The organism is Ancylomarina sp. 16SWW S1-10-2 (assembly GCF_009669305.1).
Taxonomy (GTDB): domain Bacteria; phylum Bacteroidota; class Bacteroidia; order Bacteroidales; family Marinifilaceae; genus Ancylomarina.
In genome coordinates this window covers 1-26,658 of record NZ_SADB01000034.1, presented here as the reverse complement: position 1 = coordinate 26,658, position 26,658 = coordinate 1, and the positions used below count along the sequence as shown (strand labels likewise).

Here is a 26,658-nt window from a genome sequence, read left to right as displayed (position 1 = left end):
CGGCTGCAAATATAAGAACTTTAATTCTAAACTTGCAAATCTTTTTTCGTTTATTTTTTAATTGTTTTCATCAGGATTACCCAACGTTTTCAACACTTACAAACGATTCAAAGATCTTAGCCTCTCTCTTAAAGCGAGTGCAAATATAGGGTTTTTATTCCTACACTTCCTAATGGTTTTATAAAGTTTATTTCTTTTTATTCTTAAGATGCTGATAGGCAGTAAATATTATCTCAAAAAAAGATTTTAGATAAGCTTTACGGGGAAGCTGGAAAAGAATTATAATGGAAATAGCAACGAATAGAATTTAATGATTGAAGAAATAGTTGATCCTGGAGTAAGATTTAATTTCTTAATAGAATTAATTATAAAGTCATCATAGACATCTTACTTGTCGTATTAATATTATTTATACTGAAAGAAAATAAATGCGAGAAATAGCCTAATAAGCGAATTTATTGAAATTTCGTAATTCATAATTACCATCAGACTTTAGGGCATAAAAAAAAGCGTCTTACTCCTTCCGGAATAAGACGCTTAAAAGCTGGCATCGACCTATTTTTATTCACTCATATTAATTCTGCTGTTCATGAGCTCGCTCAGTTCGGTTCTCACACCTCTAAACAGTACCATCGACTCCGCCTAAGACAAATTAACTTCTCTGTTCGGGCTGGGAAGAGATGAAACCCCGCTGCAATAGACACCTAAAATAAGCGAAACCGTGATAAGAATGATAAAAAAATAAATAATATCTTCATCGCTATAGTTCAGTGGTTACGACAAGAAATGAAACGGCATGAAAGCTATGAAAATAGATATATTACGACTTAAAATTAGGGAATTCGCGGTTCAAACCTATGTGGGCCCACCCCAATAAGAAACACCTAATCAAATGATTAAGTGTTTTTTATGCTTTAGATTGATATGACATTATCTAGCATTGTGGCGATAAATATCTAAATCTCTTTGCTTTGCCTCTAATTCCTCCTTCAATTCTTCAATAATCTTGATGTAAGACTCCAGATCAGTTTTTGCATCTTCTAAATTAAGCAATTCAGTTTTTGCCTCTTTTAATTCCAGATAAGTTAAAATAATATTATTGTACATCCCAACATGAGAGGTACTATCTTCTGCAATAAATTTACTTCTCATCATAGCCAACTCTGTAGTAATTAACTGTTCCGTGAACTCAATATTAGTCCCTTTAATTCCTATCGAATCAATTAAAGACTTTACCTTATCCATCTTATCAGCAAAAAGAGCCGTCTGCTTTTGTTCTAAATTCAAATATACCAGTCTATTATGCAAGTATTCATTTTCCTTTTCAGGAACTTTATAATTAAAGAATACAATAACAACAACTAGGGAAGAAGTTAATAGAAACAAGAAAAAGAAACTAATAAATGCCTTTCTACGTTGCTTAACATTAAGTGATTTCATATATTTTTTATTTTAAGTCTTTCCCATACGAAACATTCCATACAAACATCCACTTGAGTGAATAAAACCTTAAACATGGACGTTTAATATCTTAATTAACTTTACATTTTTTACTCACAATTTACCGAACACTACTTTTTACCAAAGAAGAAAGGTCTCTTTTTCTTTGCTGTAGTACTTCCTTCAATCTCTTCTTCCATAAGTGTTTCTTCTTTCACAAACAGATCAGTTTCTATCTTTTTACCGATATAATCTAATCCAGAAAGAATATGTAACATTTGTTCTAACAAACTAAGCAAGTTTACGATTGCTTTGACAGAGAAATCAATTTTATTAGGGTCGTAGCGATGTTTAATAACCTGATTTAACGAATCCTCAAATTCCCCCTCATTAATATTGCACCAATCAGAAATATAAGTCATAAATTCATCCTTACCACAGCCTTGCCATCCATTCAATGAGTTCTTTGTGATACGTGCTAAATCCATCACCAACAGCACCATTTCAACCGGTGGACAATGAGGAGTCGAAATTCTATACTTAGACAAAGTAACACTCAAAAAATCCAATAATTTACAGCAGATTTCATTTAAAGCTTTTGCAAGTGGATTGTCCTGCTTTTTTAAACGAATTTTATTAATAATTAAGGAAGAAAACTTCTCAATAGAGCTAAGATAAATTTCTACTCGCTTATAAACATCTAACAAGTCTGGATTCGATGAAATAAATGCTGAAGAAATGATGTAATCTGAATCAATGTTCCAACTTGCATCCATTTTTGTTATTCTACCAATTACTAGATGATTAAGACCCAATAATAAGCCCGACAATTCATCCTCTTCTACAATTGAAATTTTAATTTCAGGAATCACAAAAGGCTTTCGAATAGGACTTTCAGCTACATTTGCCATTCCAATTGGTTGTCGTGAAAACGGATCAACCGATAAAATGACATAGTACACTGCATCACTTTCTGTTTTGGGCAAATCACACTTAAACTCCTTATCAAAATCTTTTCCATCAGCGATGCTATATTGATAACCACTCGGAAAAATGATATCTACGGGTTTAAAATTCACTAAAAGCTGTAAATCATTGTCAATATCCATCCACAAAAAATCTTTTTCACTCCTAACAATACCAAAACTTAATGAAGATATAGACAGGCTAGCCACGCCCATACTATTTTTAATGAATGAATTCTCCTGAGCAATAAAATGTTTTTTATTAATATTCATACCATCTACCCAATTCACAGGTAAACAAATTTGTTTATCATTTATCATAGCAAGTCAATTTTAAGCTTCCGTTTTTTCTTATATCGAATAGTAACATTTATAATTTTGGCACCATTTCTTGTTTCTGTAGAAAATTCTTTTATAACAATGTTCTCCCCTTCAACATCCTTTATTAATTTTTCAAATGATATCAGATCGCCATTACATTTCACCATCAAGTATTTGTTATTATCATGAAAATACTTCAGAAACTTCTTTTTATTACCCGTTTTTTTGGCAATTTTCTTAAACATTTCAGTCAATTCATCATCAGATAATAATAGCTCTTCATTTCCAGTTATATTTTCCTTTTCGATATTTTTAAAAACAGTATACTCTTCTGGTGTTTCCGGAATATATTCTTCTTTTTCTTGAGTCTTTGAATTATTCGGCGATGAAATTTTGTGTTTTTGACTTGGCTTAATCCCAACATAAATTTTCTTCTTAACAGTAAATTCACTATTTCCATCTACCTCTAAACTAATTGTTTTATAACCCGCTTTCGAAAATGTAAGTTTTATAGATTTCTTTTTTGAATATATTTTACTGTAACCATTAAGCCGCCATGCCCATGATGTTCCTCCTTTTGTACTGCAAGTAAAAAACGCCGAAGCTCCCACATACATTTTTTTAGGACCTGCAATTCTTGGAATAACAACCATTGGCTTCTCCTCTTTCATTTGCTCTACATGAACTAATTCATGAAACTTGTATTGATCATCCACCGTAAGTGTAACCGTATAATCACCATGCTTACTAAAAATATGAATTGGAGACTTTTCTTGACTAAATTCTGTGCTATCCCCAAAATTCCACTCATATGAATGATCACCTGCCGTATTGTTTCTAAATTTTAACATTTCATTCATCATATGTTCATCTCCTAGAATATCAAAATTAACTTCTGGAGGAGCTTGATAAGCAAAATATTTAAATCCAAAAAGCGCGACCAAAGGAATCAAAAGAAGTATGAAAAAATTTGAAATCATTGAGTCAATCCTAAACTGACGAGATTTAACTGTACTTTTTGTCATTATTGCTTGAATATTTGCATTCCATTAATAAATAAACAGTAGGGGTAAATATTACTTCCTCTTTCTTCCAAAACATACAATACTTCGCGCCCTTCGAACACTATTGTATCATCTTCAGCTATTTCTCGTTTAATAGTTAATTTTATATCGATAGTCCTAACAAAACCAATTTGAGAATCCCGACTCTCTATCAAGCCCTTATCAATCTCAACCTGCTCAACCATCTCTCCAAAAACACTACAAACCAAAGCCTTGATATCTTTTTTAGTAACAATTCGACCTCCCGACAACATCATATATCTATTATTATACAATTGTTCGTCAGCGTTTAAAACGTTTCGAGCACCCGTCATAGGTGTAATAAAGTAGCCTCCGGCTTGTTGAATAGAAGCTCCTTTGTAAGGCAATATTGGGGTATTCGGTTTTATTCCTTTTAAAATCTTGCCTGCAGTAGTATAATATTTTACAAAAATCGTATCTGCAATCTCTCTGTATTTCAAGAACATATACACAGGACTATGATATCTTTTTTTCTGTGTTACTGACTGTTGCAGACGAGAAACAATTTGTCCGAGCACTTTTAAATCATCCGAGAATTTACCTTTATCGAGCATTGCAAAAGCTGCACTTTCATTTCTCAATTTTCCAATTAAAAAATTAATAGCTTCATTCGCATTTTCGGTAGACATACCAGCCACACCATCTCTACGCAATAAGAAAGTACCATTTTCCCATTCACCTCCATTTTGAGCTCCATACTCCTCATAAACAACCCCATCATCACCTTCTACCACATCAAGAGCGAAAAAAGCTTCCTCATCCTGTAAGCTTATCACTGATAAATTTTCACTACTCTTAAACACCTTTTCTCGTTCGGTAAGATTAACAACAGGTAAAGCATTGGCAAAACAATTTACCGATGATAATATTCTTGAATCAAAATCCTCACTAAAGCAGATTCGCAACCAACAAGTATGTCCATCGTTTTGAGCACCATTACTAATAAAATCTTGTTCCCCTTTCAGAGTCCTTTTTATTGCAACAAATTGTCTGTCATAAAAGGATAAAACTCTTTTTTTAATTTCTGAGAGCTCACTTTTTGAACTTCCCCAATCAATAGTCAACTCATCCTCTTCATCGAATAGTAAGCCAAAATTGACCTCTAATCTCTCATCATTAAAATAAAAATTCGCATTTTTTAATTGCCGATAAAAAGAATCACGAAGCGTCGTATTTTCTTTAAAATCAAAGAATAAACGAAACGTGTTTAATCCATCCGTATTTTCTGGTATTTCAATACCTAACAGCACTTCCTTTTTATCAACAGTAACCCCCTTAAGAACATCAGATTCAATCCGCGACTTAAAACGATAGTCCGTCATCTGATAATAGGCTGAATTAGAAAGCATATATTTAACCCCTCCTTTAAAAAGAGAAACTTCCTGTAAAGAAATAAATTGCAATTCACGAAGTGCATCAAATTCATTTCGTACCCTACTTAGAAATTTATAATTTGCAGGTAAACAAGCAACCGAATCAGTTGGATTAATTATAACAACAGAATAACCTGGCTGCACACCTCCATGAATATGAGGGATCAACTGATTCATTAATTTCTGAGCTACACGATCCTGCACCTGATCCATTTCATGATAAATAGATTCACTTTCAGCAGCAAGTGCTGAAATTAAAATTCGTACCAAGGGATCAAAAGAGGACTCATCGTACACTTCATCAATGGCCCACATACGAGATGCCCGCCTCAACATTCTCTCTTTTATTAACTCTTTATGCTCCATTTACTTATAATCATTTTAATAGTAGGACAATGGTCCCATAAAAAAGTACCCCGAAAACACAAAAGGTTCATCCGTTTGTGCCAAAGTTCCCGTTACCACCAAATCTAACTTCTTCTTCATACTCGTTACATTCTCCCCTATACCAACCAATGCTTGCGAAAACGTTATTTCTATTCCCAAATCATCCAAACGGGTTTCATGATTTTTGATCGACAAACATAATCCTGATTTGATTTGTCCTTTCAATCTACTGTCATTAATTTCATTATCAAAATCACTATCCCATATGGAACAACCGAATGTTTCATCATACAAACAATCTCCTAATGCCGTTGTTATGATTAAATATAGATGCTGAGATATGGATTCCTTTAAGCTACAATGTTCAATATCATTTTTCTCACATAACTTACCAAACTTCAAAGGTAACGTATAGTACTTCTTATCCACAATATCATTATTAATGCAAACCAATTACTAAAACTAAAAAACGTCTTATATTTAGATTATCAGACTGTAAAGAAAGTACGAATTTATCAAAAAAAATAAATACTTCCATTTTAATTTAACTAAAATATGTTTTCAATAAATAACTTAATAAAATATAATAATTATATTTGTTATCGATCACACATAAATAATACGTGACTTTATGATACGTAAGACCTGATTTTACTATCATTACAATTTAATATTGTTTAATTACCAAATACGACATGATAAAAATTGAAAATGGCTTATTAAAATTGTCTGAAGAACTTAAAAATGCCATAATAGTAGCACAATCTTACGCCAAAGAATATAGCAACCCATCCTTTTATCCTGCTCATTTACTAAAAGGACTTCTTCACAAAAATAGTGGCCTAAGAGAAGAACTATTTGCCATGGATATTGATGTTTATTACATGGAAGAATGGGCTGAGGTGCGCATGGAATCCTACCCAAAAGACACAAAATTATCCAACCCAATTCCTGCTGATGACGGCGTAGAAAATATCTTTCAGGAAGCTGAAGAACTAAATTTATTAACAGACCAATCGGAACTAACTTCACTAAGCGTACTTACAGCACTAACAACACCAGGAGTAGGATTTACTTTCGATCAACTAAAAACATTTCCTCTTCAGCGTGACCAACTGCTCAATAAATTTACTACCAAAAACAAGACAAATACAAGTAAGTCGAGCGAGAGCAAAACTAAAGATGAATTTGAGTACCTCACCAATCTAACCCTTTTAGCGAAGAACGATCAACTCTCAGCAGTCGTAGCAAGAGATCAAGAACTATTAAATATTACTGAAACGATTGGTCGATTCACCAAACCACATATACTCATTACAGGAGAATCTGGAGTTGGTAAATCTGTAATAGTAAACGGATTGGCTACAATAATTTCAAAAGGGAAAGTGCCTGATCTTCTTACTCAATCAAAAGTATTTAAGCTTCAAATGGAAAATATCCTTGCAGGAGCAACCTATAAAGGTGAGATAGAAGATAGACTTCGAAAAGTATTTAAACAACTAGAACAATTAAACCGCCCTATACTATTTCTGGATGATCTCCAAACACTTATTGATGATAAATCAGGAAATGCGGGAATAACCCACCTTCTTAAATCAGAACTCAATAAAGGATACTTTGTACTTATAGCAACAATCCCCAACGATTCATTTCGTAAGCTAATTGATGGTGACAGTGCCTTAAAAAGGCTTTTTGAACACGTAAACATTGAAGAGCCAGATCACACTCATGCTATTGAGATGACATCTAGCGCCGTTTCACAACTTCAAAACCATCATAAATTAACCATTCATTTGGATCAGATAGCCGAGGCTGTCACTCTAGCATCGCGTCACTTTAGCGAAAGAAAATTACCCGATTCAGCAATAGATCTAATTGACCGAACAATGGCAGGTACACGTGCTCAAATGGACACCTTACCAAGCGAGATCGATCAATTGGAAAAACAATTGGAAGCAACAGATTTCGAATCATCTGATATTCATATTATTGATGCAGGCCTTCGTAAATTTCTTACTTACATTGGACAAACTCAAGACGAACAAAATGACCTAATTGAACCAGTTGCCAATTGTCGGAACATGATCGATCTATTGAGACACGAAATCGCAAATCAATCCGATGAAATTAACTTTCACAATTTAGCCACTACCGTTGCCAGAGTAAGCGGTATTCCTGTTGGCAAAATAATGACCCGTGAACGTGATCGTCTATTAGGCATGGAGGATACTTTAAAATCTACAGTAATTGGTCAAGATCAAGCGGTAACAGCGGTATGTGAATCGATACTTGAATCTCGGTCGGGACTGAACAGACCTGGACAACCGATAGGCTCATTTTTCTTTTTAGGCCCCACAGGTACAGGAAAAACAGAATTAGGCAAACAGCTCGCAAACTTCTTATTTCAGTCATCAGCTTCGTTAATTCGCTTTGATATGTCTGAATTTAAAGAAGAACACTCAGCAGCTTTATTATATGGAGCTCCTCCGGGATATGTTGGATACGAAGAAGGAGGTATGCTTGTAAATAAAATCAGACAAGAACCTTATTCAGTTGTTCTTTTTGATGAAATCGAAAAAGCTCACCCATCAGTGTTCGATATTTTCCTACAAATACTTGATGAAGGAACCATACACGACCGCTTGGGAAAAACTGGAGATTTCTCCAACGCAGTCATACTTTTCACATCCAACATTGGCAGTCAATCTATTGTTGATCAGTTTAATGAAAAACAAACACTACCTGCCTCAGATAAATTAATGGAAAGCATGGCGAAATATTTCCGTCCCGAATTCCTAGGTAGACTTACAGGAATAGTTCCTTTCGCTCCAATATCAAAAGGGAATATCACAAAGATTTTCAATCTTCAACTTAGAGAGTTAACCGAGGCACTCGAACAACAGGAAATTGAGTTGGAAATCAACAATAAAACCAGGGAAAAACTTGCTGCAGAAGGATACTCTCCTCAATACGGAGCTCGCCCTCTTCGCAACATTATTCGCACCCGACTTAGAACCCCATTATCGAGAATGATTATTGGTAACGAACTTAAATCAGGACAAAAAGTAACAGCATCATTCAGTAAGAATAACACATTAAAACTAAAGGTTAAATAAACAGCTGGATTTTCGAGAAGTGACCGTTTAAATCACTCCAATCCGACAATTATATTTTACTATAGAAACCTATTAATAAACATTTAAAAATACAGAACATGAGCGAAAACTTTGACCTTGGTGGAACAGAAGTAAAATTAGATGCCGGCGAGGCTATCCAGGAAATTCCACAAAACAAAACTCTATTAATAGAGAAATTAACTTACGACTCACCTATTAAACCAGATGTTGTAAAAGGTCTTAATACAGTAGAAGACGTTTTTCGACATTACAAACCACAAATTGATGTGGACTTTGAAACCTCAGAAGGAACCACACAAAAAGAAACATTAGGATTTAAAAATCTAGGTGATTTTGGCATAAAAGGCATTACTGCCCAAAGTGAGTTTCTTAAAAGCTTAACTACAGAGAAAGAACAGCACAATAAAATCATTAAACAACTAAAAACAAATAAGATTTTAAAAGCTGCCCTTACAGACCCTGAAGCAAAAGCTGCTCTTTCTGCTGCCATCAATGGATTAATTGAAGAATTAAACGAATTAGAGAGATAATAAGATGACACAAAACAAAGAACAAGTAGCTAATTCGGTATCAACTAACGAATTACCCTTAGCTGAAAGCGTTAATAAACTAGCAAAATATGGCGGATTCGATTTACTTGAAACTGCAATTGAAGGCGTTCAAAACATGAATCCTGAGCGTAAAGCCAGAAAAAGAATCTTCTTAACAGAAAATACTAAAAAAGAGGAACGCGAACAATTAAAAAAAACGCTTGAGATATGGTCAGAAGCTATTAATAGCTCCACCGATCTTAACGAGATGATTGATAGTAGCAAAGAGAAAGCAACTGAAACTGCAAAAACACTTAAAAAGAACCTTGGTGTAGCAATTGAACAATCCAGAGACTTAGAACGATCTTATCGAAGTGCTGCTTTATTTTACAAAAATTCTGAACAAGATAAAGTCAAGAACATCTCCATCATGAATGCCGATCCAGAACAAATTAAAGATTTGGACAACACAAGATTCATCGATGCTGTATCATCTGAAATAAAAAATACTTATGATAGACTAGACCTAAGCGAAAACTACGGTTTATTAGTTATACCAGGTTATCTGGGATCCAATATGTTAATTGAAAAATGGGGAAAAATCGCCTACGAGAACAAAGTAATGATGGTTACCGATTTTGAGCATTTGGACGAGGCTGATGATGTAATGGAGATGTTTAGCGCAGCAAAACTTTCTGGTGGTGATATGTTTCGCTCTAACGTAATGATGACTTGTAATTGGCTTGTTGGCCGTGGCAAATTCGACGAAGTAAACGAAGAGGATGATCTTTACGTTCCACCTGCCGGAGCATTAGCTGGCAAGGTATATCAAACTCTTATGTCGCAAGTAACTGCCGGTAAAAAATTTGGCGGAATTAACGAAGTACAAGGCGTTAAATTTGATCTTCGTAAAAGTGAAATCTCAAGCCTTGAAAAAATGGGCTTAATCCCAATGGTAAACGAATATGGAAAAGTAATGGCTTTCTCAGCCAAAACTCTTTTTAATGGTGCAAACTTAGGCCTTCAAACTTATTCGGTTGTTCGAGTTTTCGATTATGTAACCAAAGTCATGATGGACTTTCTTAATCGTAGAGCTTTTGAGAATTTCAATGCCAAAACACGCAAAGAACTATTGAAGCAAATCATACAATTTTTGGATACTATCTCGGGTCCAGATAAATTAATTGAAAATTTCACTATTAAACGCTTCGAACAAGATCCAATTCAAAAGGATCGTGTTCATCTAGATATTCACATGAAACCCTATTTTCCAGCTAAAAACTTCTTAATAAAAATGGAAGGACAAAAAGGAGATGACGGAAATGATTGGGATAGCGAATACGAACAAGATTAACACGAATCACTGACTCACACAAAAAAAACAGGCTTGCTAATAATTTAGCAAGCCTGTTTTTTTATATCCCATTATGTGTAACAAAAATACTAATCATCTAACCTCTGACATAAAATAACATTGTTTTCCTTTATCCTGTTTCTATACACAGTCAGCTCGGTATTAACCTGTTTCCACCTGCCAATAAAACGAGGTCTGCGATAAAATATCCAGCTATGTAATTGTTCTTCTTTTGCACCATAACAAATCAATTCTTCAGGATGTTTTTGATTGTAATCATTAATGAAATAATAAAAAAACATTCCAAAATCCATATTTTCAGGAGCACGAACCCTAAACCTTGAAACAAACTCAGCATCTTTCGACTTCAAAAACTCCAAAGTAATAATATAAGGATTCTTTAAATCTTCATAATCTGGCCTCACATATTTTTTATTAATTGGGTATTCCCATTTTTTGTAAATAGCCAAAGGAATATCCATAGCACTATTGAACAAATGAAGAAATAACCAAGGAAAAATCACACTAATTGTAGCCGACAAAAAGAAATAGTGCATTCCACTTATCCCAAACCGACCAGCAATTTGTATAAAAACAATAAAACCCACCAATACCGTAACAAGTATAAACATTAATTGTGCTAACCACTTCAGCTTATCCGGCCATTCAAAATACTTTTCTAGAGCCAGAATCATCAAGTAACCAAACAATAAGCTCATCCCCATAATCGCAATATAGTTTGATGATATACCATAAAACATCAAATTATTAATTGTGAACAAAGCACAAAGAGCATAGGCTAATGCAGCAACAAGAAGAAACAGAATCATTTTTTTTCTATCGTGCGAAAACAGCTTTTTTAAACTCTTTGAGAAAGCAAAAAACATCGCTCCAAAAAAGATAAACAATATAGAGATCACATTAACATCCCCATCTAATAAACTTTTTAATATCATAATAATAATCTGTTTTTCAGGAATTTAAAACGGCAGAATAACCCAGTACACCAAAACCATTGGGTAAAGATTCCTTATCCGTTTTACAATTAATTTCTAACTCATATTCAACTGGTAACAAGTACTCTAAAAACTCCTCTATAAATTTATAAATAGAACCACCCTTAAGGTAATCCACAATCTCATCTTCCTCAACTCCCTCTATCTGAAACTGAATCATAGGAAGCTCTTCGGTCGCATTTCCTGCTATAAAATTCCTTCCCAAAATAATTCCTCTCTCCTGTTCTCTATTCTCACTCTTTATGCAGATCAACTTTCTATTATGCTTTACAGTCTTCCCTAAAAACACCTGCAGTACCTTACATATTTTAGCAATATTCCCTTTCAGTGAATAGGCCAAAGGAGCAATCTTAAGAAGAAATTGTTTTTGACTTTCCGATAAACCAGAATTAATATCCCAAAATCGAACTAGAAAATTTTGAAACTGATGATCCTGATTTTTAAGCAAAGCAACTTCCTGTTGCTCAATCCTAACTGACATTCCAAACAATTCATTTTCAAAAGGCTTAAAAAATTTCCTTGCTTCTTTCTCTTCTCGTTTTTGTTTTTGATGAAGATGAATTAACCTTTGAATATCATCTCTTCCACTCCCTTCGTTCCTTTCATGAATAAGCCCTTCGGGCAATAAATCATAAATCCCATTTCGCGAGAGAAACAAAGTTAACTGATCCCTCTCCTCGTCAATTCCCAACTGAACCTTCTCAACATCCCTTCTAAAAGGACGATTAAAAGCACTATTAAAATGAATCATCACATTTTCTGAAGAAACACCCCGATCGTACAATAGGTTAGCAATTATCTCCGCTTTCAGATTGAATGGCATTACATTTATATCCTGCATGCACTCACTTAATATTTTATCACTCACCATCCCTAATAATCTTAGCGTTTGAAATCACATGAAACTTTGCAATCGAATCCCTTAAATGATGATAATAAAGATCACCTCCTGCATTAGCAGCAACGAAAATATGATTATCTAAATAAAAACCCACCTCTTTAATCTTACAATTTCTCTCTCTAAAAAACACCAAATCTCCCTCCTTTAAAAAATTACAATCTTTAAACAAGTATGTTTTACGAGCCTTATAAAGCTTATCAATCTTTACGGGCAATTTAGTTTTAAAATTCAAGTAGTATAAATACTGAACAAAATTGATATTTAAAGATCCTAGATTAAGCTTATTTGAATCCCTAACCTCCTTCCAACGATCAATATTTTGATATAATGCAACATTCCTTATTTTATCATTATCTACATTAAGAATTTCTGCATATTTTTCTTTTAATGCAACAATAGCTGGATCATACGTATTAATAGTATTATGAATAACTTTTTTAGACCCACATGAAAATAAACTACCAAAACAAATTAGTAAACTGAGCACTATAATCACTTTCTTATATCGATTTTTTCTAATTACTGAAGTACTATTTGATTGCATCAATCTTTATATAAAAATTTAATTTGATTCATAAAAAAGAAATAAAAAACACCCTAACAAAATTATGAAAGATTCTATCGAAGAAAAAATATTAAACAGTAATTCTTCATTAAAATAACAAAAAACACCTACAACATAGAAATTCATTGTATTGTTATGTTTATTTACATGCACATTAACTAATACATTTTATAAGAAAAAACGAATAAATACGAATTAGCACATTTATAATAACAAAACCACAAAAAAATAATCATAAAAACATATAAGCCTAGTAATTAGAATGATTACATATTACAACTTTTTTTTCAATCTAAATAACACCCCTAAAACAAACACAAAGCCTCACCAATAAACAGAATCACCTATTTTTTAATATGTTCACAAGACCTCAACAAAACTTGAAATTGAAATTTACTATGTAAGTTAATTGGATTTTACAACTGCTATTCATAATTTCACAATTGTATTATTATTATTATTAACATTAAATTTTACTATTATGTCATTTAAAGCAAAGTTAAACGTAGGTGGAAAAACAATGAATGTTCTTACCTGCAATTACGATTTAACTCAAGAAGTTGATGCAACAGGTCGTCCATCGTCTGTTACTCGTGGTGGTCGTATCATGTTAACAGTCGAAAGTACTGCTGATACAGATATGTTCGAATGGATGTGTAACAACTTTGAGAGAAAAGATGGCACAGTTACTTTCTTAAAGCGCGATACCGATGCTAAACAGAAAGAATTGTCATTTACAGAAGGTTACCTTGTAAAATATGAGGAAAAATTCAACGCCTTGGATAATATGGCAATGGCTGAATCGTTTACTATTTCTGCCCGTGAAATTAAAATGGGTAGCGGTGAACACGTTAATGAGTGGGTATAAACTTACTTTGTGAGGAAGGACGACATTTAAATGTCGTCCATCCAAACTAAAATCAGGATACCATCACGTATTCCGAAGAAGGTAAAAATATAAAATTACCTGCAGAAAGAATAAAAAATCCTGATAAAGAAGCTATCGTTACCTACGATAGCTTCATTTTTTAAATTTACCGACTTCGTTTATCGGATTTCCCAACAAGTTGAAACAATAAATAAACGGACAGGTCTATTTTTCACACCCTATTAAAACGCAATCAATATGTCATTTTTGGCTGAATTTATTATAGATAACTCCGTAGCAAAAGTAATTAATTGTCATTTTGGGATGGATCAATCGATCACCATTAATGGACGAGCTTCTCAAAAACCTGTTGGTGGAGGAATTATTGAACTTGAACTTGAATCAACCTCTAGCACTGAGTTTTTCGATTGGATGGCCTCTCCTGATGCACGCAAAAGCGGGAGTGTAACGTTCTACCGTCGTGATGCTATGTCTCGCTTAAAAAAGCTTGATTTCACCGATGCGCTATGCGTTTCGTACCATGAATATTTTCAATCAGAAGGTTCACACCCAATGATTACTAAAATGAAATTATCGGCACGTGAAATAAGTCTCGAAAATGTTTCTGTGGTGAATAATTGGAATACAGAAGCTTAAATAAATTGATGTCCCCCTATCTTATTTTGAAATGGTATAGATCTATTTCTTAAACAAGTAAAAAATCAAAATTTTACTTTAAGAAAATACAATTCTAGTAAAGGAGTAAATCCAGACAAGTTAAATACTAGTTAAAATTAACCAGCATGTCACTGCAAACAAACACAATTATAAAAATAAATGGTGTACAGTATCCTAATTTTCTTGATTTACAAATCATTCAAGGAATAAATACCCATCACCATTTTGATATCACCATATTATGGGAGCAATTTACCGAAGAAGGCAATGCAATCATCGATAAAACGCAGTCATTTATTGGTCAAAAATTAGAAATTCAAATTACCGATAATGTTACCGACTCGACCATTCCTGAAGGTACATTTATTGGAATCATAACAGAAGCTGAAACTGTGAAATCAGAATTCGCAACAGTTGGCGATCACATTCGAATTAAAGGATACAGTCCGACTATTTTATTGGACGATGGCCCCCATTGTATTGGTTATGAAGAAAAAGACTTGTCGGAAATTGTTCGTTTGGCTACTGCATCTTACCAAATGGAAACTACTCCCACAATAAATCCCGTTACACGAGATGTATTCCCATATATCGTACAATACAACCAAAGTGCTTTTAACTTTTTAAGTCAGCTGGCTTCTCGTTTTGGCGAATGGTTTTATTATGATGGACAAAAGATAATTTTTGGATCGGAAAGTACTGAGCCTTTGCCTTTAAAATACGGTATCGACTTGATGGATTTTAATCTGAAAATGCAAACTCATCCAAAAACATTCAACTATGTAACAAGAGATTACTATTCCAATGAGAAATTGGAAAGTTCTATTGCTGCAGGAACTGAGTTGCCAGGCTATCATGCTTTTATGGCAGAAAAATCGGAAGCCATGTTTGGGCAAGAAACCATAGTGGATTTTCACAGACACACTGCCGATGGTGACTTGAACCAAGCTTTGGAAAATGCCGTTGTAAAACAAGGCGAAGCCAACGTTGCCCGAATGGTTGTTTTAACGGGTACTACAATGAATCCTGGACTTAAAATAGGTGGATTAATTTCCATTGCACAAAAAACTGCCAACGGAGAAACTTCTTACGGAACGTATATCGTTACCAAATTGATGCATACTTGTCAAATGTCGGGAGATTATAAAAACAGTTTTGAGGCAATCCCCGAAAATGTTGTATACCCACCCTACACCAATGTTGCCCTTTTTCCACAATGCCAATCGCAAACTGCACTTGTTGTAGACAATGCCGATCCGCAAGGAATTGGAAGAATACGAGTTCAATTTAGCTGGCAAGTTTCTGCTCCATCGCCTTGGATTCGAATGACTCAACCACATGCTGGTGTAGACAAAGGATTTCATTTTATTCCTGAAATTGGCGAAGAAGTAATGGTTGGTTTTGAAGCTGGAAACGCCGAAAAACCCTTTGTAATAGGGTCTTTGTATCATGGCGCAGCAAAACCAGAAAGCTTCACAACTGATAACAATGATATTAAAGCAATCAGAACTCGAAGTGGCCATACCATAGAGTTGAATGATACCGACGGAGAAGAAAAAATTAATATTTACGACAATGAAGGCAGCATCATCACTTTCGATACGCAAGCCAAATCTCTAACGATTAGCTCTGTTGAAACGATTGATATCTCAGCGAAAAACATCAACATTTCAGCCGAAGAAAACATACAAATAGCCGCTCAACAGAATATTGGAATTGCCGCTCAGGCTGATGCCAATATACAAGCAGAAGGAAACTTAGCATTGCAATCAACTGGAGATACAACTGTAAATAGTAGTGCTGCCTTAACTCTTGCTGCGACTACCGATGCAGCTTTAAGTGGACAAAATGCAAGCGTTTCGGGACAAGCAGAAGCTGGATTATCGGGAATGCAAGTTAAAGTCGAAGGCCAAATGACCGCAGTTCAAGGAGCAAGTGGGAAGATTGAGATCATGTAAAATCTCCAATTTAACACAAAAAGATGTAAGCTTTTACACAACTAATAATTGTATCAAAATTCTATTCATCCAAAAACCTAAATTGAACATGCGTAACGCGTTTAAAATCATTTTACTTGTTGTTTTTTCTATTTATTTATCGAACAACTTATTTGCCCAAGAAAGCTATTTCAGCTGGAGAGATATTAAAGAAATGCAGTTCGGAAATGTTACTGTCTATCAAACCTACGATGGAAAAGTGCTATCTGGTATTTGTAAAATGTCGTCTACAGGCGGAAAATATGATGTGATCGATTTTGAAAATGGGAAGATTAATGGAAAATGGCTAAGCTATTATTCCGATGGAAAATTACTGAGCGAATCTCATTTTATCAATGGAATTGCAGATGGTACTTTTACACAATATCATCGAAATGGCAAAACTTCAATGATTTCGAAATTTAAGCTAGGGAAAAAGGATGGCATTTGGAAAGGCTTTTTTGCCGATGGAACCCTAAAGTCAACAGAATCGTACAAAGAAGGAATAAAAGATGGCGCTTTTGAAAATTTCAACAGCGATGCTTCTTTAAGTTCATTAAAGTTGTACAAAGAAGATGTGCCCCATGGTATTTGGAAATATTATAATAAAGATGGTTCTATAAAATCATCTGAAACTTATAATAAAGGTGCTAAAGATGGAAAATGGACAAAGAATGTAAAGGATTATTTTACGAAAAAAATGCTGAGTGAAGAAAATTATTACAAAAATAATGTAAAAGTAGGTCATTGGATTTGTAAGGATAGCGATGGCATTTTGGTGTGGGAAAAACAATTTTCTACTGACAATGACTATGTTGAAAAAAGATATCATGACAATGGAAAATTAAAGAAACTTATCAATAAAAAAGCTGGAAAATTAGATGGATTACAGGAAGAGTATTCTGAATCGGGCATTAATTTATACTCTAAAAAATACATTAACAACATCATTTCCGAGAAAAAACTCTTTTACAAGGATGGTTCGAAGAAAGAGTTGTCCTATTATAAAAATGGCCGGCTAAACGGGGAATGTATCAGCTATTATGGAAATGGTAATATCCGTTTAAAAACGAATTATTCTGATGGAAAGCAAAATGGTTCTCGCGAAGAATATTTTGAAAATTCACAATTAAAAAGGTCTTCTAATTATACTTTCAACCAAAAAGATGGTACTGATGCCATTTATTATCCCAATGGTCAGGTAAAAACCTCTACCGAATATTTGCAAGGATTGAAAAATGGCAGTACCATGAAATACACTTCTTCGGGGATAAAAACACTAAAAGAAATATTTAGCAAGAATTTCATAGTTAAAAGACTCACCTATTTCAAAAACGGGAATTTAAAAGAAGAGACAAACTATAATAACAAACAGAAAGATGGCGAGTATAAAAAATACAACGAAAAAGGAAAAGTAATATATGCCGCGATTTATGAACAAGGCTACCTTGTTGGTAAGGTTTCAAAATACAATGAAGATGGACAATTAACCAGCGAAACTGAATATGCCAATGGTTCAAAAGCTGGCACATATAAAGAATATAATGAAGCAAACGGGATAAAAATAGAAGGTTTGTATAGTAACAATTACAAGAATGGAATTTGGAAAAAATATGCCTTAAGCGGAAAATTACTAACTGAAAGTAAGTATGAAAAGGGCAATCTAATTTCTGAACAAAAATTCAAGTAATTGAAAATTTACAAAACCAATACACGTTCGTTTTAAGATATTCACACTTATTATAAGTCAAAAAAACTAGAAAGTTATGGCAGGAAAACCGATAGCAACAATGGGAAGTATGCACGTTTGCCCTATGGTTACTGTACTTGTGCCTCATGTAGGTGGCCCAATAGTAGGTCCTGGAGCTCCCAATGTATTAATTAACGGAAAACCCGCAGCTCTTATGGGCGATATGTGTGTTTGTATTGGACCACCCGATGTGGTAGCTCAAGGAAATCCAGCTGTTTTAATCAATGGCGTTCCTGTTGTTTGTCAGGGCGATTTAACCGCTCACGGAGGAGTTGTAATGTCTGGTGAAGCCAATATTCTAATTAGCACCGCCACTCCTACGCCCCAAGCAACTCTGCCCCTTTCCCAAATTCCTTTTCCCGAAATAGGACTGGTTGAGAAATTAGGTGCTGCTCTTAATCGCGATACTGTTGACCTACAAGAAGCCCAAGGAAATATTGAGGCGATTCAAAGAGGGGATGCTGAGGCGGAGCCTAAGATATTTAATTTGCAGTGGAAAGCAGGAAGATCTGTTATTCGGAATTCTAAAGTTTTAAAAACAGTGACTCTAACAGCTAGTGTTTTAAATATTGATGATGGAGAAACATTTAACCTTACCATTGATAGGGGTGCTGTCCAGAATATTTCAGATGAAAGTACTGAGGAAGATGCAAATGGTGAAGAACCTCAAACAGTTCAGGTTACTGTGCAAGATAAAAAGATTAGCCATACTTGGAATATAGAAGAACTTATAGAAGAAAACGAGTAGTTTTATGGAAATCAACGAAGAGATCGAGAAATTTCAGGCTAAGGTATATGAAGGTACATTAGCTAAGTGTAAATTTAGTATAGAAACAAATAATGGAACTGTATCGAGTCCTGTCTTAGATATACAACAGCCTGGGGTAACATTACATTTCTTAAGGTATGGTTTGTTTCCCAAAGAATTTTACTTGAATGGAGATTTAACAGAGGTTTCTTATAGTGGAGATATTGAATTGACTTCAAAGAAATCTGATTCTGATCTAGAAAAATACGATAAGTATAATATTCCTGTTTGGAGTTCTCCCAATGGAAATGGGGTACGTTTACAAAAGAACAATGAATTTATTACTGCAAGAACCGATATTGAAGATGGTTATCTGTATATTGTAACAAGGCAAGATGGAGGTATTAAGACACTAGAATATAGAGCATTAAATACTTACCTATATCCAGTCTTTTGGAGCGATAATAAGGATGATGAAGGGAACTATAAGGATAAAAGAATCTGGAGAGCAAGTCCAGTTGATTCAATTATTGTTCCATCTAATCAAACTTATTGGTTTGCTTTTTCCAGAGTACAATTGAGTATGGAATTTCTTGAAAATATCACTGAAGACCAAAGTTCTATCGAGGATCGATTTATGAAAAGAGTAATTGGAACTGGTTTTGATTATTCAGAAACACAAGAGGAATTTAGTAATCATGGCAATTCGAGCTATCTGGACGTTCATGCTTTGTATTATAATAAAGGTATAGACCATCAATCATCTTCGATTACTAACAATCATAATTGCCGAAGATTAAAAAGTAAACTTGTTTTATTAGGCGAAAAAGAAAAAAGTCAGAACCTAGAGATTCAAAAACAAAACCAACAAACCGGCGATAATATTGAAAATAGACTGGAAGACTGGTTTCTTGCATTGCATGATCCGATATCATGTATGCATGATATGGAGGAATACTATGGGTACAAATTAACTGAGTTTAGTGCTTTTGTTGGACAAATTGAAGCTGGATCATCTGTAAGTTCAAAAAGTTCACCTGCACTCTTAAACTCACATGAATCACTGTTCAATTATGCTAGTTTGGCCTATCAGTTTGTCTATAATGATAATAACAATATAGATGAATATAGTAATGAAATTGATCAGGAACAATATAAGCGGGTTAGTGGAGATTCTGGAGAAGAGGTTGATGGTCGTGGTTTTTTACGAGGAGGAGCTTCTTTAGAAAAATTAGAGGCCTTACTTGGTGTTGAAAAGCGGGATGAGTTGAAGCAACATCTGATTAAAATTCGCGAAGATGTTTTTAATTTTATTTCGAGTTATTATTTACATGCTTTTCTATTCGATTATTTCGATTCTGTTAAAAATAAACTGTCCTTACGGGCAGATTTGCTTAGTGTTATTCGTTTGATTTATGCCGATGTAGGTGATGTGGATAGGCACGTAACCCTTAAAAGAAAGGTTACACAAGAAGGTAATGTTAAGATAAATATTCAGGAATTAATAGATTATGTAATTAAATATAATACGGTAGAAGAAGCTGAACAAGCGGGACTCAAAATACCAATGCATTGGGCAAATTACAATAAATATCAAAGACTAACGAAGCAAGATGAAAAATTAACTACGCCTTTTTTATATGCCTTAACTTCTCCGGTGGGCGCAGATATTGATATCAATAAGGTTGATTTGAGTCGTATCACTTGTCCATTACCACCCAATGCGACTGATTATGAGGTAATTGCAGCAAGCACAATGGCTGTATTTGCCCACTATGGTGAAATGTTCAGGATAATCGATAAGTTTGAACGTAATGTAATATTTGAAAAAATTAATGTTTATAGGCGATATTTCAATTTTTGCAAGTCACTAAATAAAAACATTGAAACCAATGGAGGAATAAAGTTTGAAATACTTAAAAAAGAAATTACGATAAGAGGCAAATGGGCTTTTAAAATAATGACTAGTACCCCATTTCAGGGCTTGTTAGGAATTCTTGAATTCCATAATGCCTTGATTAATTTGCATACCCTACTTTCACCGGAGTCATCTGGTTTTGATAAGTATAAAGCTACGACTCAAGTGGTCAAATCAACGGCAGGTATGATATTAGCAGTCAATGGAATGGAAGAAGCACTAAACAGAATGGTGGTGGTTTTGAAGAACCTAGATGGAGCTAGGGGCGCTTATATAGCAACAAGGCTGAAAATGGGAGTGAAAGTTCTTACAAATCCCAAAGTATTTGGGAGCGCATTTCTTGTTTATAATGTTGCTGCAGCTTATATCGCATATCTTGAGGCGCAGGAATACAGTAAGTCTAGGAATAAAGACTCTGCTGCATTAACAGCTTTATCTGCTGGTCTTTTTCTGATAGCAATAATAAGTACAGGAGTAGTGTTGGGGGTTTTAATATTGGCAGCTATGGCCTTGCAGTTTTTAGCTTCTTTTTTAAGCGAAACAGCTTTACAGCAAATTATGCACTACTCCTTAATTGGTTCGTGGTCCGAAGAGGAAAATACATTACGTTATAATTTAGATGAGTACAAAGAGTTTCCTTGGCAGTTAAATCTATTTTTCCGAACTCATGTAAAGGACTTAACAGCTTATGAATATCGGGCAGATAAATTGGAAGCATTTGATCATTATAATAGTATATTTTCATTCTTTTCAAAAGCTTCATCAATTGTACCAGTACTTCTTACAGTATCGGGATATTATATGTACAAAGCTGTGTCTGATTATACTGATTATCCTAATTTTGAAGACATCGAATATACGCGAAAATACTTTATTTCATTTTTGGCACAGCCCACTGTAAAAGCCAAACGAATGACAGATGTATATTCTAAAAATTCTAAATTAAATTGGTTTACAAGGGTTGTACTTAATTATACAGACAAGTTAATGATGCCTAATAAGGATAGTATAGAACTGGTTGCAGCATATTGGGTAAATAATGGATTAGCTTATCCTTTGGAGTACAGCATCGAGAATAATCATATGGGAGGTGTTGAAATAAATCTTTCAGCGAAGAGTAAAAATTCAAGCTGGAGTGAATTAAGTAATAAAGTAGTGTCCAATCCTCATATGCGTATTGCTTTTAGGGTGGTGGCTAATAGTAAGACAGGTGTTGATAAAGAAGCTAGTTTTCCATTTAAGAATCAACAAGGAGATGATTTATTTTTTTATGTACGAGTTAATTTAGTTGCAAGCCTAAGAAATTACAATGAGAGTGGAACGACTACATCACTGATAAGTAATTCGCAGTTACAGAAAATGAGATTAATAGATTAAAAATATGCTATCAAAAGACGAACGCTTAGAATATTGCAAACCTTGTATTAATGGGAAAAAAACCAAAGATGGGAAATGGCTTTGTAGGTTGACTATGCAAGAACCAGCCTTTGATTGGATATGTTACGATTATGAGGAAACAGAAGTTCGCTCTCGTTGTAAAAAGGAAGATATTGAAACTGAAATAGATTTGAATAACGGAAATATTGATTACAACAAATTAAAATGGAACGAATTAGAGCCTGAAAAAGAAGAAATGTTTTGCCCTAGTGAAGAATTTATAGAACGTAGTTTTTACCTGAACAGTGAGATTATAGCGGTACCTATAAATGATGTACGTTGGTGGGTCATCGACAAAATTCCTGGTATTGATCTGTCGAGGCAATTAAAAATTATAATAAAAAATAACTTTTATAATCGAAATCGTAGGTTATGGTTAATTATTGGGGGATTTGGACTTATTCCATTTGATATGTTTTTTTCTTCTTTTTTATCTGGAGGATTTGCCTTTTTTTTATCTCTTTTTACAATTGTGTTAATGGGCTTAATGGGCTATGCAATCGATCGTATTAAAGGTCGGCCAATATATAGTTGTGTCGAAATCAATCGTTTGGATAGTTTAATGAAGTTTCCTGAGGATAACTTCCGTTATGTTATTCCATTTAAACATGTATATTTTCATATTAAAGGCGGTGGAAATGTTAGAGCGAAGGCTGGTTTAAACCTGTCAATGGTAATGCCTAGTGAAGTGGAGCCTGATATTGAATGGGTGCCATTCTTTGCGAGGTATTACAATAATAAAGTAATAGAGGCTCTTTCTACCATAGTGTGGTATATGGATAAAAATCGTCCTTTGCCTCCGGGTAAAGAATTTGATGCTTTTAGACAGGCAGATTTCGAAAGGCGCAAGGCAGAAGGTTTCCCACCTCCTTTGTATTTAAGCCATATACCAACACCAGAAGCTACAGCCGAACAGCAAACAGAGCGCGAAAACTTCTGGAAAGATGAGGATTACAAAGTGACCGATATGACAACACGTGATGTAATTTTTAGGAAGTATAATGAAGACGGACTTAAAATACCTTATTCTCATTTGCAGGAAGTTTGGTCTAAAAGAAAGAAGTCTATTATACCTGATTGGATGAAGTAAGCAATTTTATAATTAGACTATTATAAAAAATAAATCTTTCTAAAGGCAATAAAATTTAAAGAAGGTATTTATGATAGTCTTATTTGATATTTTGTTGTGAAATGTGAGTAATCTTGGAAAGATGAGGATTACAAAGTAACTGATATGACAACACGAGATTTGTTATTAAAATGGAATAAAGATAGTTGGATTAAAGTGAAATATTCTCATTTAAAAACAACTAAAAAGTAGCTTGTTGATGCTATCAAAAGACGAACGCTTAGAATACTGCAAATTTTGTGAAAATGGCCATAAAACCGAAAGCGGAGAATGGCTTTGTAGGTTGACTATGCAAGAGCCTTCCTTCGATAGTATCTGCTACGATTACAAGGAAACGCAAGCACGTACTCGCTTAAGAAGAATAAATGAAGAGACTGATATTGCTATTAATAACGAAGGTGTTGATTATACTCAATTAAATTGGGATGATCTGGAGCCGGAGAAAGAGATTCCTTTTTGTCCAGATAAAAAAGAAATTGTACAAGGGCAGTATGTGGAAAAAGAGATTGTGGCAGTTCCAATTAATGATGTGCGTTGGTGGGTTATTGATAAAGTACCGGATATTGATTTATCAGAACACTTAAAAATTATTGTGAGAAATTCATATTGGCACATGCATTTCAGACATTGGTCATTTTTGGGGGCAGTGTCAAGTCCTTTGTTAATTTTATTTTAATTTATTTTCTCTAAACATTTCAATATTAGTATTACTTGCCTTATTATCGGGAGCTTGCATTTCATTAGTAGGTTATTTTAAAGATATTAAAAGTGGTAGAACAAAATATAGCTGTTTAGAAATAAATCGATTAGATGGCTTTATAAAGTTACCAGATGATCGTTTTAGGTATGTGATTCCTTTTGAAAATGTATATTTTCACCTTACAGGAAGAGGAAACGTAAGAACTAAAACTAGAATTTATTTGGCGATGGTATTACCAGATATTCTAGGTTCTAGAGTAGGAATTATCCCATTTTTTGATAGGTATTATGAAGATAAAATAATAGAGGCTCTTTCTATTTTTGTGTGGTATATGGATAAAAACAGACCACTGCCACCTGGTACTGAGTTTGATAAATTTAGACAAAAGGATTTTGAAAGGCGCAAGGCAGAAGGTTTTCATCTTCCCTTGTTTAAAAGCATGATTCCAACTCCTGAGTCTACAAAAGAGCAGCAAACAGAAAGAGAAAAATATTGGAAAGATTAATAAAATATGATTAAATAAGATAGATATAAATGGATAAGTATGTAATTAAGTTACTCTTTGATTATAGAGGGAAAATAAATCATGAAAATTTTAAACAAGGTATTATTATACTTTTTTCGCTGGTGATATGGGATCGGTTATTGTTTATAATTAATATAATCCCAAATATATTAATTGAAAGATTAGGAGTTCTTGAGCTTGCCCAAATGAAAGCCTTTAAATTTTATACAATTCCAAGTTTGCCCATTCTTTTTGTATTATTTATATCTTCAATAGTAATAGTTCATAAACGTTTTAAAGAAATTTCTAACAATAGTATATTTGGATTGATTTTAGGAATTTTAGTTTTTTTATTTTTTCATAGCATTAGTATTTCTACAAGCACAAATTTATTATTTAGTGGAATAACAAATTTCGAAATTTCAAATAGTAGTCGGTTATTTTATCTATTATCCTACTCTACATCAATCACCTTAGGTATTACGATAATGATTTTCCTTGCTAATGCAAAAAAAAATATTGCAGTTGAGAAATCAGAAAATAATTTTGGCATTCAGCTTTTTATAAGGTTAATTGGCAAATTGTTAGTATATTTTTTGAGTGGATTTGGCGTAATCTATCTAATCTATATTATATATCCAAGTTGGCAATTTGTTTCTGTTTCATCTGCTGTAATACTCATAGTATTTATAACCTTATATTTTAGGCTGGCATTAAAGAGAGCTAAAGATGCAGGTATTAAAAACAAGCTAACTTGGACAATATTAGCATCAACAATTATCCTCATAGCAGGTTTTCTTGTACTATCCTTTATAACGCGTCAAGTAGTTATTCATCAATTAATCGAATTTCTTATTTCGGCTGTAATAATTGTATTTGAAATAAGCAATGTGTTTCTATTTTTGCTTCCCAGTAAGGATAATGATAACATTATTGGATGAAAAATAACGTGATAGAAAAACCAAATTTGTACAGAGAAATTACCCACACCCAATATACGGGGATAAAAAAGATAGGAGATAAAGGTCCACAAAGTTGGTTGCAAAAAGTGATTGTTCCTTTGGATAAGTATTTTTATAAGGGTAAATTGGGATACCCGACAGTAACAGAAGAGTTTATTGAATCTCCAGCACAAGCCTATATAGCTCCATTAATTTTTGGAGGAGTAGCTTCATTATTTGTTTTATTATCATTGTACATTCTTTTTACTAATGATGAAATTGATGGATCTGGTAATGAAGTTATTTATTACACATTATCAATAAGCATATTAATACTATTATTTATTATTATTTCACCATGCCAAAAAAAGAAATAATAATAAATAGAATGGATGGTACGATAACTTTCCCTGGTTTTATGTGGAAAAAGAACATCACGATGCCCTTTGATAAAATTAAGTTTTCATACACTTCAGGAGGTTCGAATTTTATAGGAGCCTACCAATTGGTTATTGTTAGGCCAGATAAGGCGGGTTCAACTCTAGGATTTCCTTTTCCTGGAATAGATTGTTATCAAGATTTAGCCTATTTAACTTGGTATATGGATAAAAACAGACCCTTGCCCCCAGCCAAAGATTTGGATTCCTACCGCGAAAAAGATTTCGAGCGCCGTAAGAAGGCTAAATTTAAAAAACCACTGTACCGAAGCCAAATACCTACACCCGAAGCTACTCTAGAGCAGCAAGCTGAACGAGAGAGGATTGTAGGGTGGTAGTTTGTATTGATTACCTGAATTCAAGTTGCAAATGCAACTTTTTGATTATTTACAACATAATTATATTTTTCATTTGGAGTCAAGTAATTTAGACGCTTTCTAGGCCTATTATTTAGTTTATCTTGAACCCATTGTACTTTTTCATTTGTTATTCCATCA

23 protein-coding genes are annotated in these 26,658 nt (G+C 33.8%); 15 read left to right on the top strand and 8 right to left on the bottom strand.

What is annotated here, in order from left to right:
* Positions 1–930 precede the first annotated feature (930 nt).
* The 5 genes from tssO to EMN46_RS17810 all read right to left on the bottom strand — a co-directional run bounded on the left by tssO (position 931) and on the right by EMN46_RS17810 (position 6,000).
* Positions 931–1,440: a type VI secretion system TssO gene (tssO, locus tag EMN46_RS17830; protein ID WP_154202287.1), complete on the bottom strand. Its 510-nt coding sequence runs from the start codon at positions 1,438–1,440 to the stop codon at positions 931–933.
* A gap of 131 nt (positions 1,441–1,571) precedes the next feature.
* Positions 1,572–2,726 carry a hypothetical protein gene (locus EMN46_RS17825; protein ID WP_154202285.1) on the bottom strand — a complete coding sequence of 385 codons (1,155 nt, stop codon included), beginning with the start codon at positions 2,724–2,726 and terminating at the stop codon, positions 1,572–1,574.
* Positions 2,723–3,751, bottom strand: a complete 1,029-nt coding sequence (locus EMN46_RS17820; RefSeq protein ID WP_154202283.1) for a PKD domain-containing protein — start codon at positions 3,749–3,751, stop codon at positions 2,723–2,725. The genes EMN46_RS17825 and EMN46_RS17820 overlap by 4 nt, the downstream gene beginning before the upstream one ends.
* Positions 3,751–5,550 (bottom strand): type VI secretion system baseplate subunit TssF, encoded by a 1,800-nt coding sequence (locus EMN46_RS17815; protein ID WP_154202281.1) that lies wholly within the window; start codon positions 5,548–5,550, stop codon positions 3,751–3,753. The genes EMN46_RS17820 and EMN46_RS17815 overlap by 1 nt, the downstream gene beginning before the upstream one ends.
* Before the next feature lie 15 nt (positions 5,551–5,565).
* A complete protein-coding gene (locus EMN46_RS17810; protein WP_195715313.1) occupies positions 5,566–6,000 on the bottom strand; it encodes a GPW/gp25 family protein in 435 nt (144 codons plus the stop codon).
* 266 nt (positions 6,001–6,266) lie between these two features.
* Between EMN46_RS17810 and EMN46_RS17805 the strand changes: the two genes are divergently transcribed.
* The 3 genes from EMN46_RS17805 (at position 6,267) to EMN46_RS17795 (ending at position 10,592) form a co-directional block, all read left to right on the top strand.
* Positions 6,267–8,687, top strand: a complete 2,421-nt coding sequence (locus EMN46_RS17805; protein WP_154202277.1) for an AAA family ATPase — start codon at positions 6,267–6,269, stop codon at positions 8,685–8,687.
* Between the two features lie 98 nt (positions 8,688–8,785).
* Positions 8,786–9,238 carry a hypothetical protein gene (locus EMN46_RS17800; protein ID WP_154202275.1) on the top strand — a complete coding sequence of 151 codons (453 nt, stop codon included), beginning with the start codon at positions 8,786–8,788 and terminating at the stop codon, positions 9,236–9,238.
* Between the two features lie 4 nt (positions 9,239–9,242).
* Entirely contained in the window at positions 9,243–10,592 is a 1,350-nt protein-coding gene (locus EMN46_RS17795; RefSeq protein WP_154202273.1) for a DUF5458 family protein, read from the top strand.
* Positions 10,593–10,681: 89 nt separating this feature from the next.
* Here EMN46_RS17795 and EMN46_RS17790 read toward each other — a convergent pair whose 3' ends face one another.
* Genes EMN46_RS17790 through EMN46_RS17780 form a run of 3 tightly spaced genes read right to left on the bottom strand, consistent with a single transcriptional unit; the run spans position 10,682 to position 13,053 of the window.
* Positions 10,682–11,548, bottom strand: a complete 867-nt coding sequence (locus tag EMN46_RS17790) for a TssN family type VI secretion system protein (protein WP_154202271.1) — start codon at positions 11,546–11,548, stop codon at positions 10,682–10,684.
* Between the two features lie 16 nt (positions 11,549–11,564).
* Positions 11,565–12,449 (bottom strand): hypothetical protein, encoded by an 885-nt coding sequence (locus EMN46_RS17785; RefSeq protein WP_154202269.1) that lies wholly within the window; start codon positions 12,447–12,449, stop codon positions 11,565–11,567.
* 19 nt (positions 12,450–12,468) lie between these two features.
* A complete protein-coding gene (locus tag EMN46_RS17780) occupies positions 12,469–13,053 on the bottom strand; it encodes an NlpC/P60 family protein (protein WP_154202267.1) in 585 nt (194 codons plus the stop codon).
* A gap of 502 nt (positions 13,054–13,555) precedes the next feature.
* Between EMN46_RS17780 and tssD (EMN46_RS17775) the strand changes: the two genes are divergently transcribed.
* From tssD (EMN46_RS17775) to EMN46_RS17720, 12 genes are all read left to right on the top strand, one after another.
* Positions 13,556–13,942, top strand: a complete 387-nt coding sequence (tssD, locus tag EMN46_RS17775) for a type VI secretion system tube protein TssD (RefSeq protein WP_154202265.1) — start codon at positions 13,556–13,558, stop codon at positions 13,940–13,942.
* A gap of 267 nt (positions 13,943–14,209) precedes the next feature.
* A complete protein-coding gene (gene tssD / locus EMN46_RS17770) occupies positions 14,210–14,599 on the top strand; it encodes a type VI secretion system tube protein TssD (protein WP_195715312.1) in 390 nt (129 codons plus the stop codon).
* Between the two features lie 146 nt (positions 14,600–14,745).
* Positions 14,746–16,578 carry a type VI secretion system Vgr family protein gene (locus EMN46_RS17765; RefSeq protein ID WP_154202261.1) on the top strand — a complete coding sequence of 611 codons (1,833 nt, stop codon included), beginning with the start codon at positions 14,746–14,748 and terminating at the stop codon, positions 16,576–16,578.
* Between the two features lie 88 nt (positions 16,579–16,666).
* Positions 16,667–18,286 (top strand): toxin-antitoxin system YwqK family antitoxin, encoded by a 1,620-nt coding sequence (locus EMN46_RS17760; RefSeq protein ID WP_154202259.1) that lies wholly within the window; start codon positions 16,667–16,669, stop codon positions 18,284–18,286.
* A 76-nt stretch (positions 18,287–18,362) separates the two neighbouring features.
* Positions 18,363–19,094 carry a PAAR domain-containing protein gene (locus tag EMN46_RS17755; protein WP_154202257.1) on the top strand — a complete coding sequence of 244 codons (732 nt, stop codon included), beginning with the start codon at positions 18,363–18,365 and terminating at the stop codon, positions 19,092–19,094.
* Between the two features lie 4 nt (positions 19,095–19,098).
* The gene (locus EMN46_RS17750; RefSeq protein ID WP_154202255.1) at positions 19,099–22,389 is read left to right on the top strand and encodes a toxin VasX; all 3,291 of its coding nucleotides are present in this window, start codon (positions 19,099–19,101) and stop codon (positions 22,387–22,389) included.
* A gap of 4 nt (positions 22,390–22,393) precedes the next feature.
* Positions 22,394–23,539, top strand: a complete 1,146-nt coding sequence (locus EMN46_RS17745; RefSeq protein ID WP_154202253.1) for a prepilin peptidase — start codon at positions 22,394–22,396, stop codon at positions 23,537–23,539.
* Between the two features lie 238 nt (positions 23,540–23,777).
* Positions 23,778–24,254: a hypothetical protein gene (locus EMN46_RS17740; RefSeq protein ID WP_154202251.1), complete on the top strand. Its 477-nt coding sequence runs from the start codon at positions 23,778–23,780 to the stop codon at positions 24,252–24,254.
* Between the two features lie 244 nt (positions 24,255–24,498).
* Positions 24,499–24,783: a hypothetical protein gene (locus tag EMN46_RS19655; RefSeq protein WP_195715311.1), complete on the top strand. Its 285-nt coding sequence runs from the start codon at positions 24,499–24,501 to the stop codon at positions 24,781–24,783.
* Positions 24,784–24,812: 29 nt separating this feature from the next.
* Positions 24,813–25,724 (top strand): hypothetical protein, encoded by a 912-nt coding sequence (locus EMN46_RS17730; RefSeq protein WP_154202249.1) that lies wholly within the window; start codon positions 24,813–24,815, stop codon positions 25,722–25,724.
* Positions 25,721–26,101: a hypothetical protein gene (locus tag EMN46_RS17725; RefSeq protein WP_154202247.1), complete on the top strand. Its 381-nt coding sequence runs from the start codon at positions 25,721–25,723 to the stop codon at positions 26,099–26,101. The genes EMN46_RS17730 and EMN46_RS17725 overlap by 4 nt, the downstream gene beginning before the upstream one ends.
* Before the next feature lie 11 nt (positions 26,102–26,112).
* Positions 26,113–26,499 carry a hypothetical protein gene (locus EMN46_RS17720; RefSeq protein WP_154202245.1) on the top strand — a complete coding sequence of 129 codons (387 nt, stop codon included), beginning with the start codon at positions 26,113–26,115 and terminating at the stop codon, positions 26,497–26,499.
* Positions 26,500–26,658: the final 159 nt, after the last annotated feature.

What these genes read in the sequence shown, in the direction of transcription:
- tssO (WP_154202287.1), bottom strand. Translation starts at nt 1,440, where the DNA reads ATGAAATCACTTAATGTTAAGCAACGTAGAAAGGCATTTATTAGTTTC.
- EMN46_RS17825 (WP_154202285.1), bottom strand. Translation starts at nt 2,726, where the DNA reads ATGATAAATGATAAACAAATTTGTTTACCTGTGAATTGGGTAGATGGT.
- EMN46_RS17820 (WP_154202283.1), bottom strand. Translation starts at nt 3,751, where the DNA reads ATGACAAAAAGTACAGTTAAATCTCGTCAGTTTAGGATTGACTCAATG.
- EMN46_RS17815 (WP_154202281.1), bottom strand. Translation starts at nt 5,550, where the DNA reads ATGGAGCATAAAGAGTTAATAAAAGAGAGAATGTTGAGGCGGGCATCT.
- EMN46_RS17805 (WP_154202277.1), top strand. Translation starts at nt 6,267, where the DNA reads ATGATAAAAATTGAAAATGGCTTATTAAAATTGTCTGAAGAACTTAAA.
- EMN46_RS17800 (WP_154202275.1), top strand. Translation starts at nt 8,786, where the DNA reads ATGAGCGAAAACTTTGACCTTGGTGGAACAGAAGTAAAATTAGATGCC.
- EMN46_RS17795 (WP_154202273.1), top strand. Translation starts at nt 9,243, where the DNA reads ATGACACAAAACAAAGAACAAGTAGCTAATTCGGTATCAACTAACGAA.
- EMN46_RS17790 (WP_154202271.1), bottom strand. Translation starts at nt 11,548, where the DNA reads ATGATATTAAAAAGTTTATTAGATGGGGATGTTAATGTGATCTCTATA.
- EMN46_RS17785 (WP_154202269.1), bottom strand. Translation starts at nt 12,449, where the DNA reads ATGCAGGATATAAATGTAATGCCATTCAATCTGAAAGCGGAGATAATT.
- EMN46_RS17780 (WP_154202267.1), bottom strand. Translation starts at nt 13,053, where the DNA reads ATGCAATCAAATAGTACTTCAGTAATTAGAAAAAATCGATATAAGAAA.
- tssD (WP_154202265.1), top strand. Translation starts at nt 13,556, where the DNA reads ATGTCATTTAAAGCAAAGTTAAACGTAGGTGGAAAAACAATGAATGTT.
- EMN46_RS17765 (WP_154202261.1), top strand. Translation starts at nt 14,746, where the DNA reads ATGTCACTGCAAACAAACACAATTATAAAAATAAATGGTGTACAGTAT.
- EMN46_RS17760 (WP_154202259.1), top strand. Translation starts at nt 16,667, where the DNA reads ATGCGTAACGCGTTTAAAATCATTTTACTTGTTGTTTTTTCTATTTAT.
- EMN46_RS17755 (WP_154202257.1), top strand. Translation starts at nt 18,363, where the DNA reads ATGGCAGGAAAACCGATAGCAACAATGGGAAGTATGCACGTTTGCCCT.
- EMN46_RS17750 (WP_154202255.1), top strand. Translation starts at nt 19,099, where the DNA reads ATGGAAATCAACGAAGAGATCGAGAAATTTCAGGCTAAGGTATATGAA.
- EMN46_RS17745 (WP_154202253.1), top strand. Translation starts at nt 22,394, where the DNA reads ATGCTATCAAAAGACGAACGCTTAGAATATTGCAAACCTTGTATTAAT.
- EMN46_RS17740 (WP_154202251.1), top strand. Translation starts at nt 23,778, where the DNA reads ATGCTATCAAAAGACGAACGCTTAGAATACTGCAAATTTTGTGAAAAT.
- EMN46_RS17730 (WP_154202249.1), top strand. Translation starts at nt 24,813, where the DNA reads ATGGATAAGTATGTAATTAAGTTACTCTTTGATTATAGAGGGAAAATA.
- EMN46_RS17725 (WP_154202247.1), top strand. Translation starts at nt 25,721, where the DNA reads ATGAAAAATAACGTGATAGAAAAACCAAATTTGTACAGAGAAATTACC.
- EMN46_RS17720 (WP_154202245.1), top strand. Translation starts at nt 26,113, where the DNA reads ATGGATGGTACGATAACTTTCCCTGGTTTTATGTGGAAAAAGAACATC.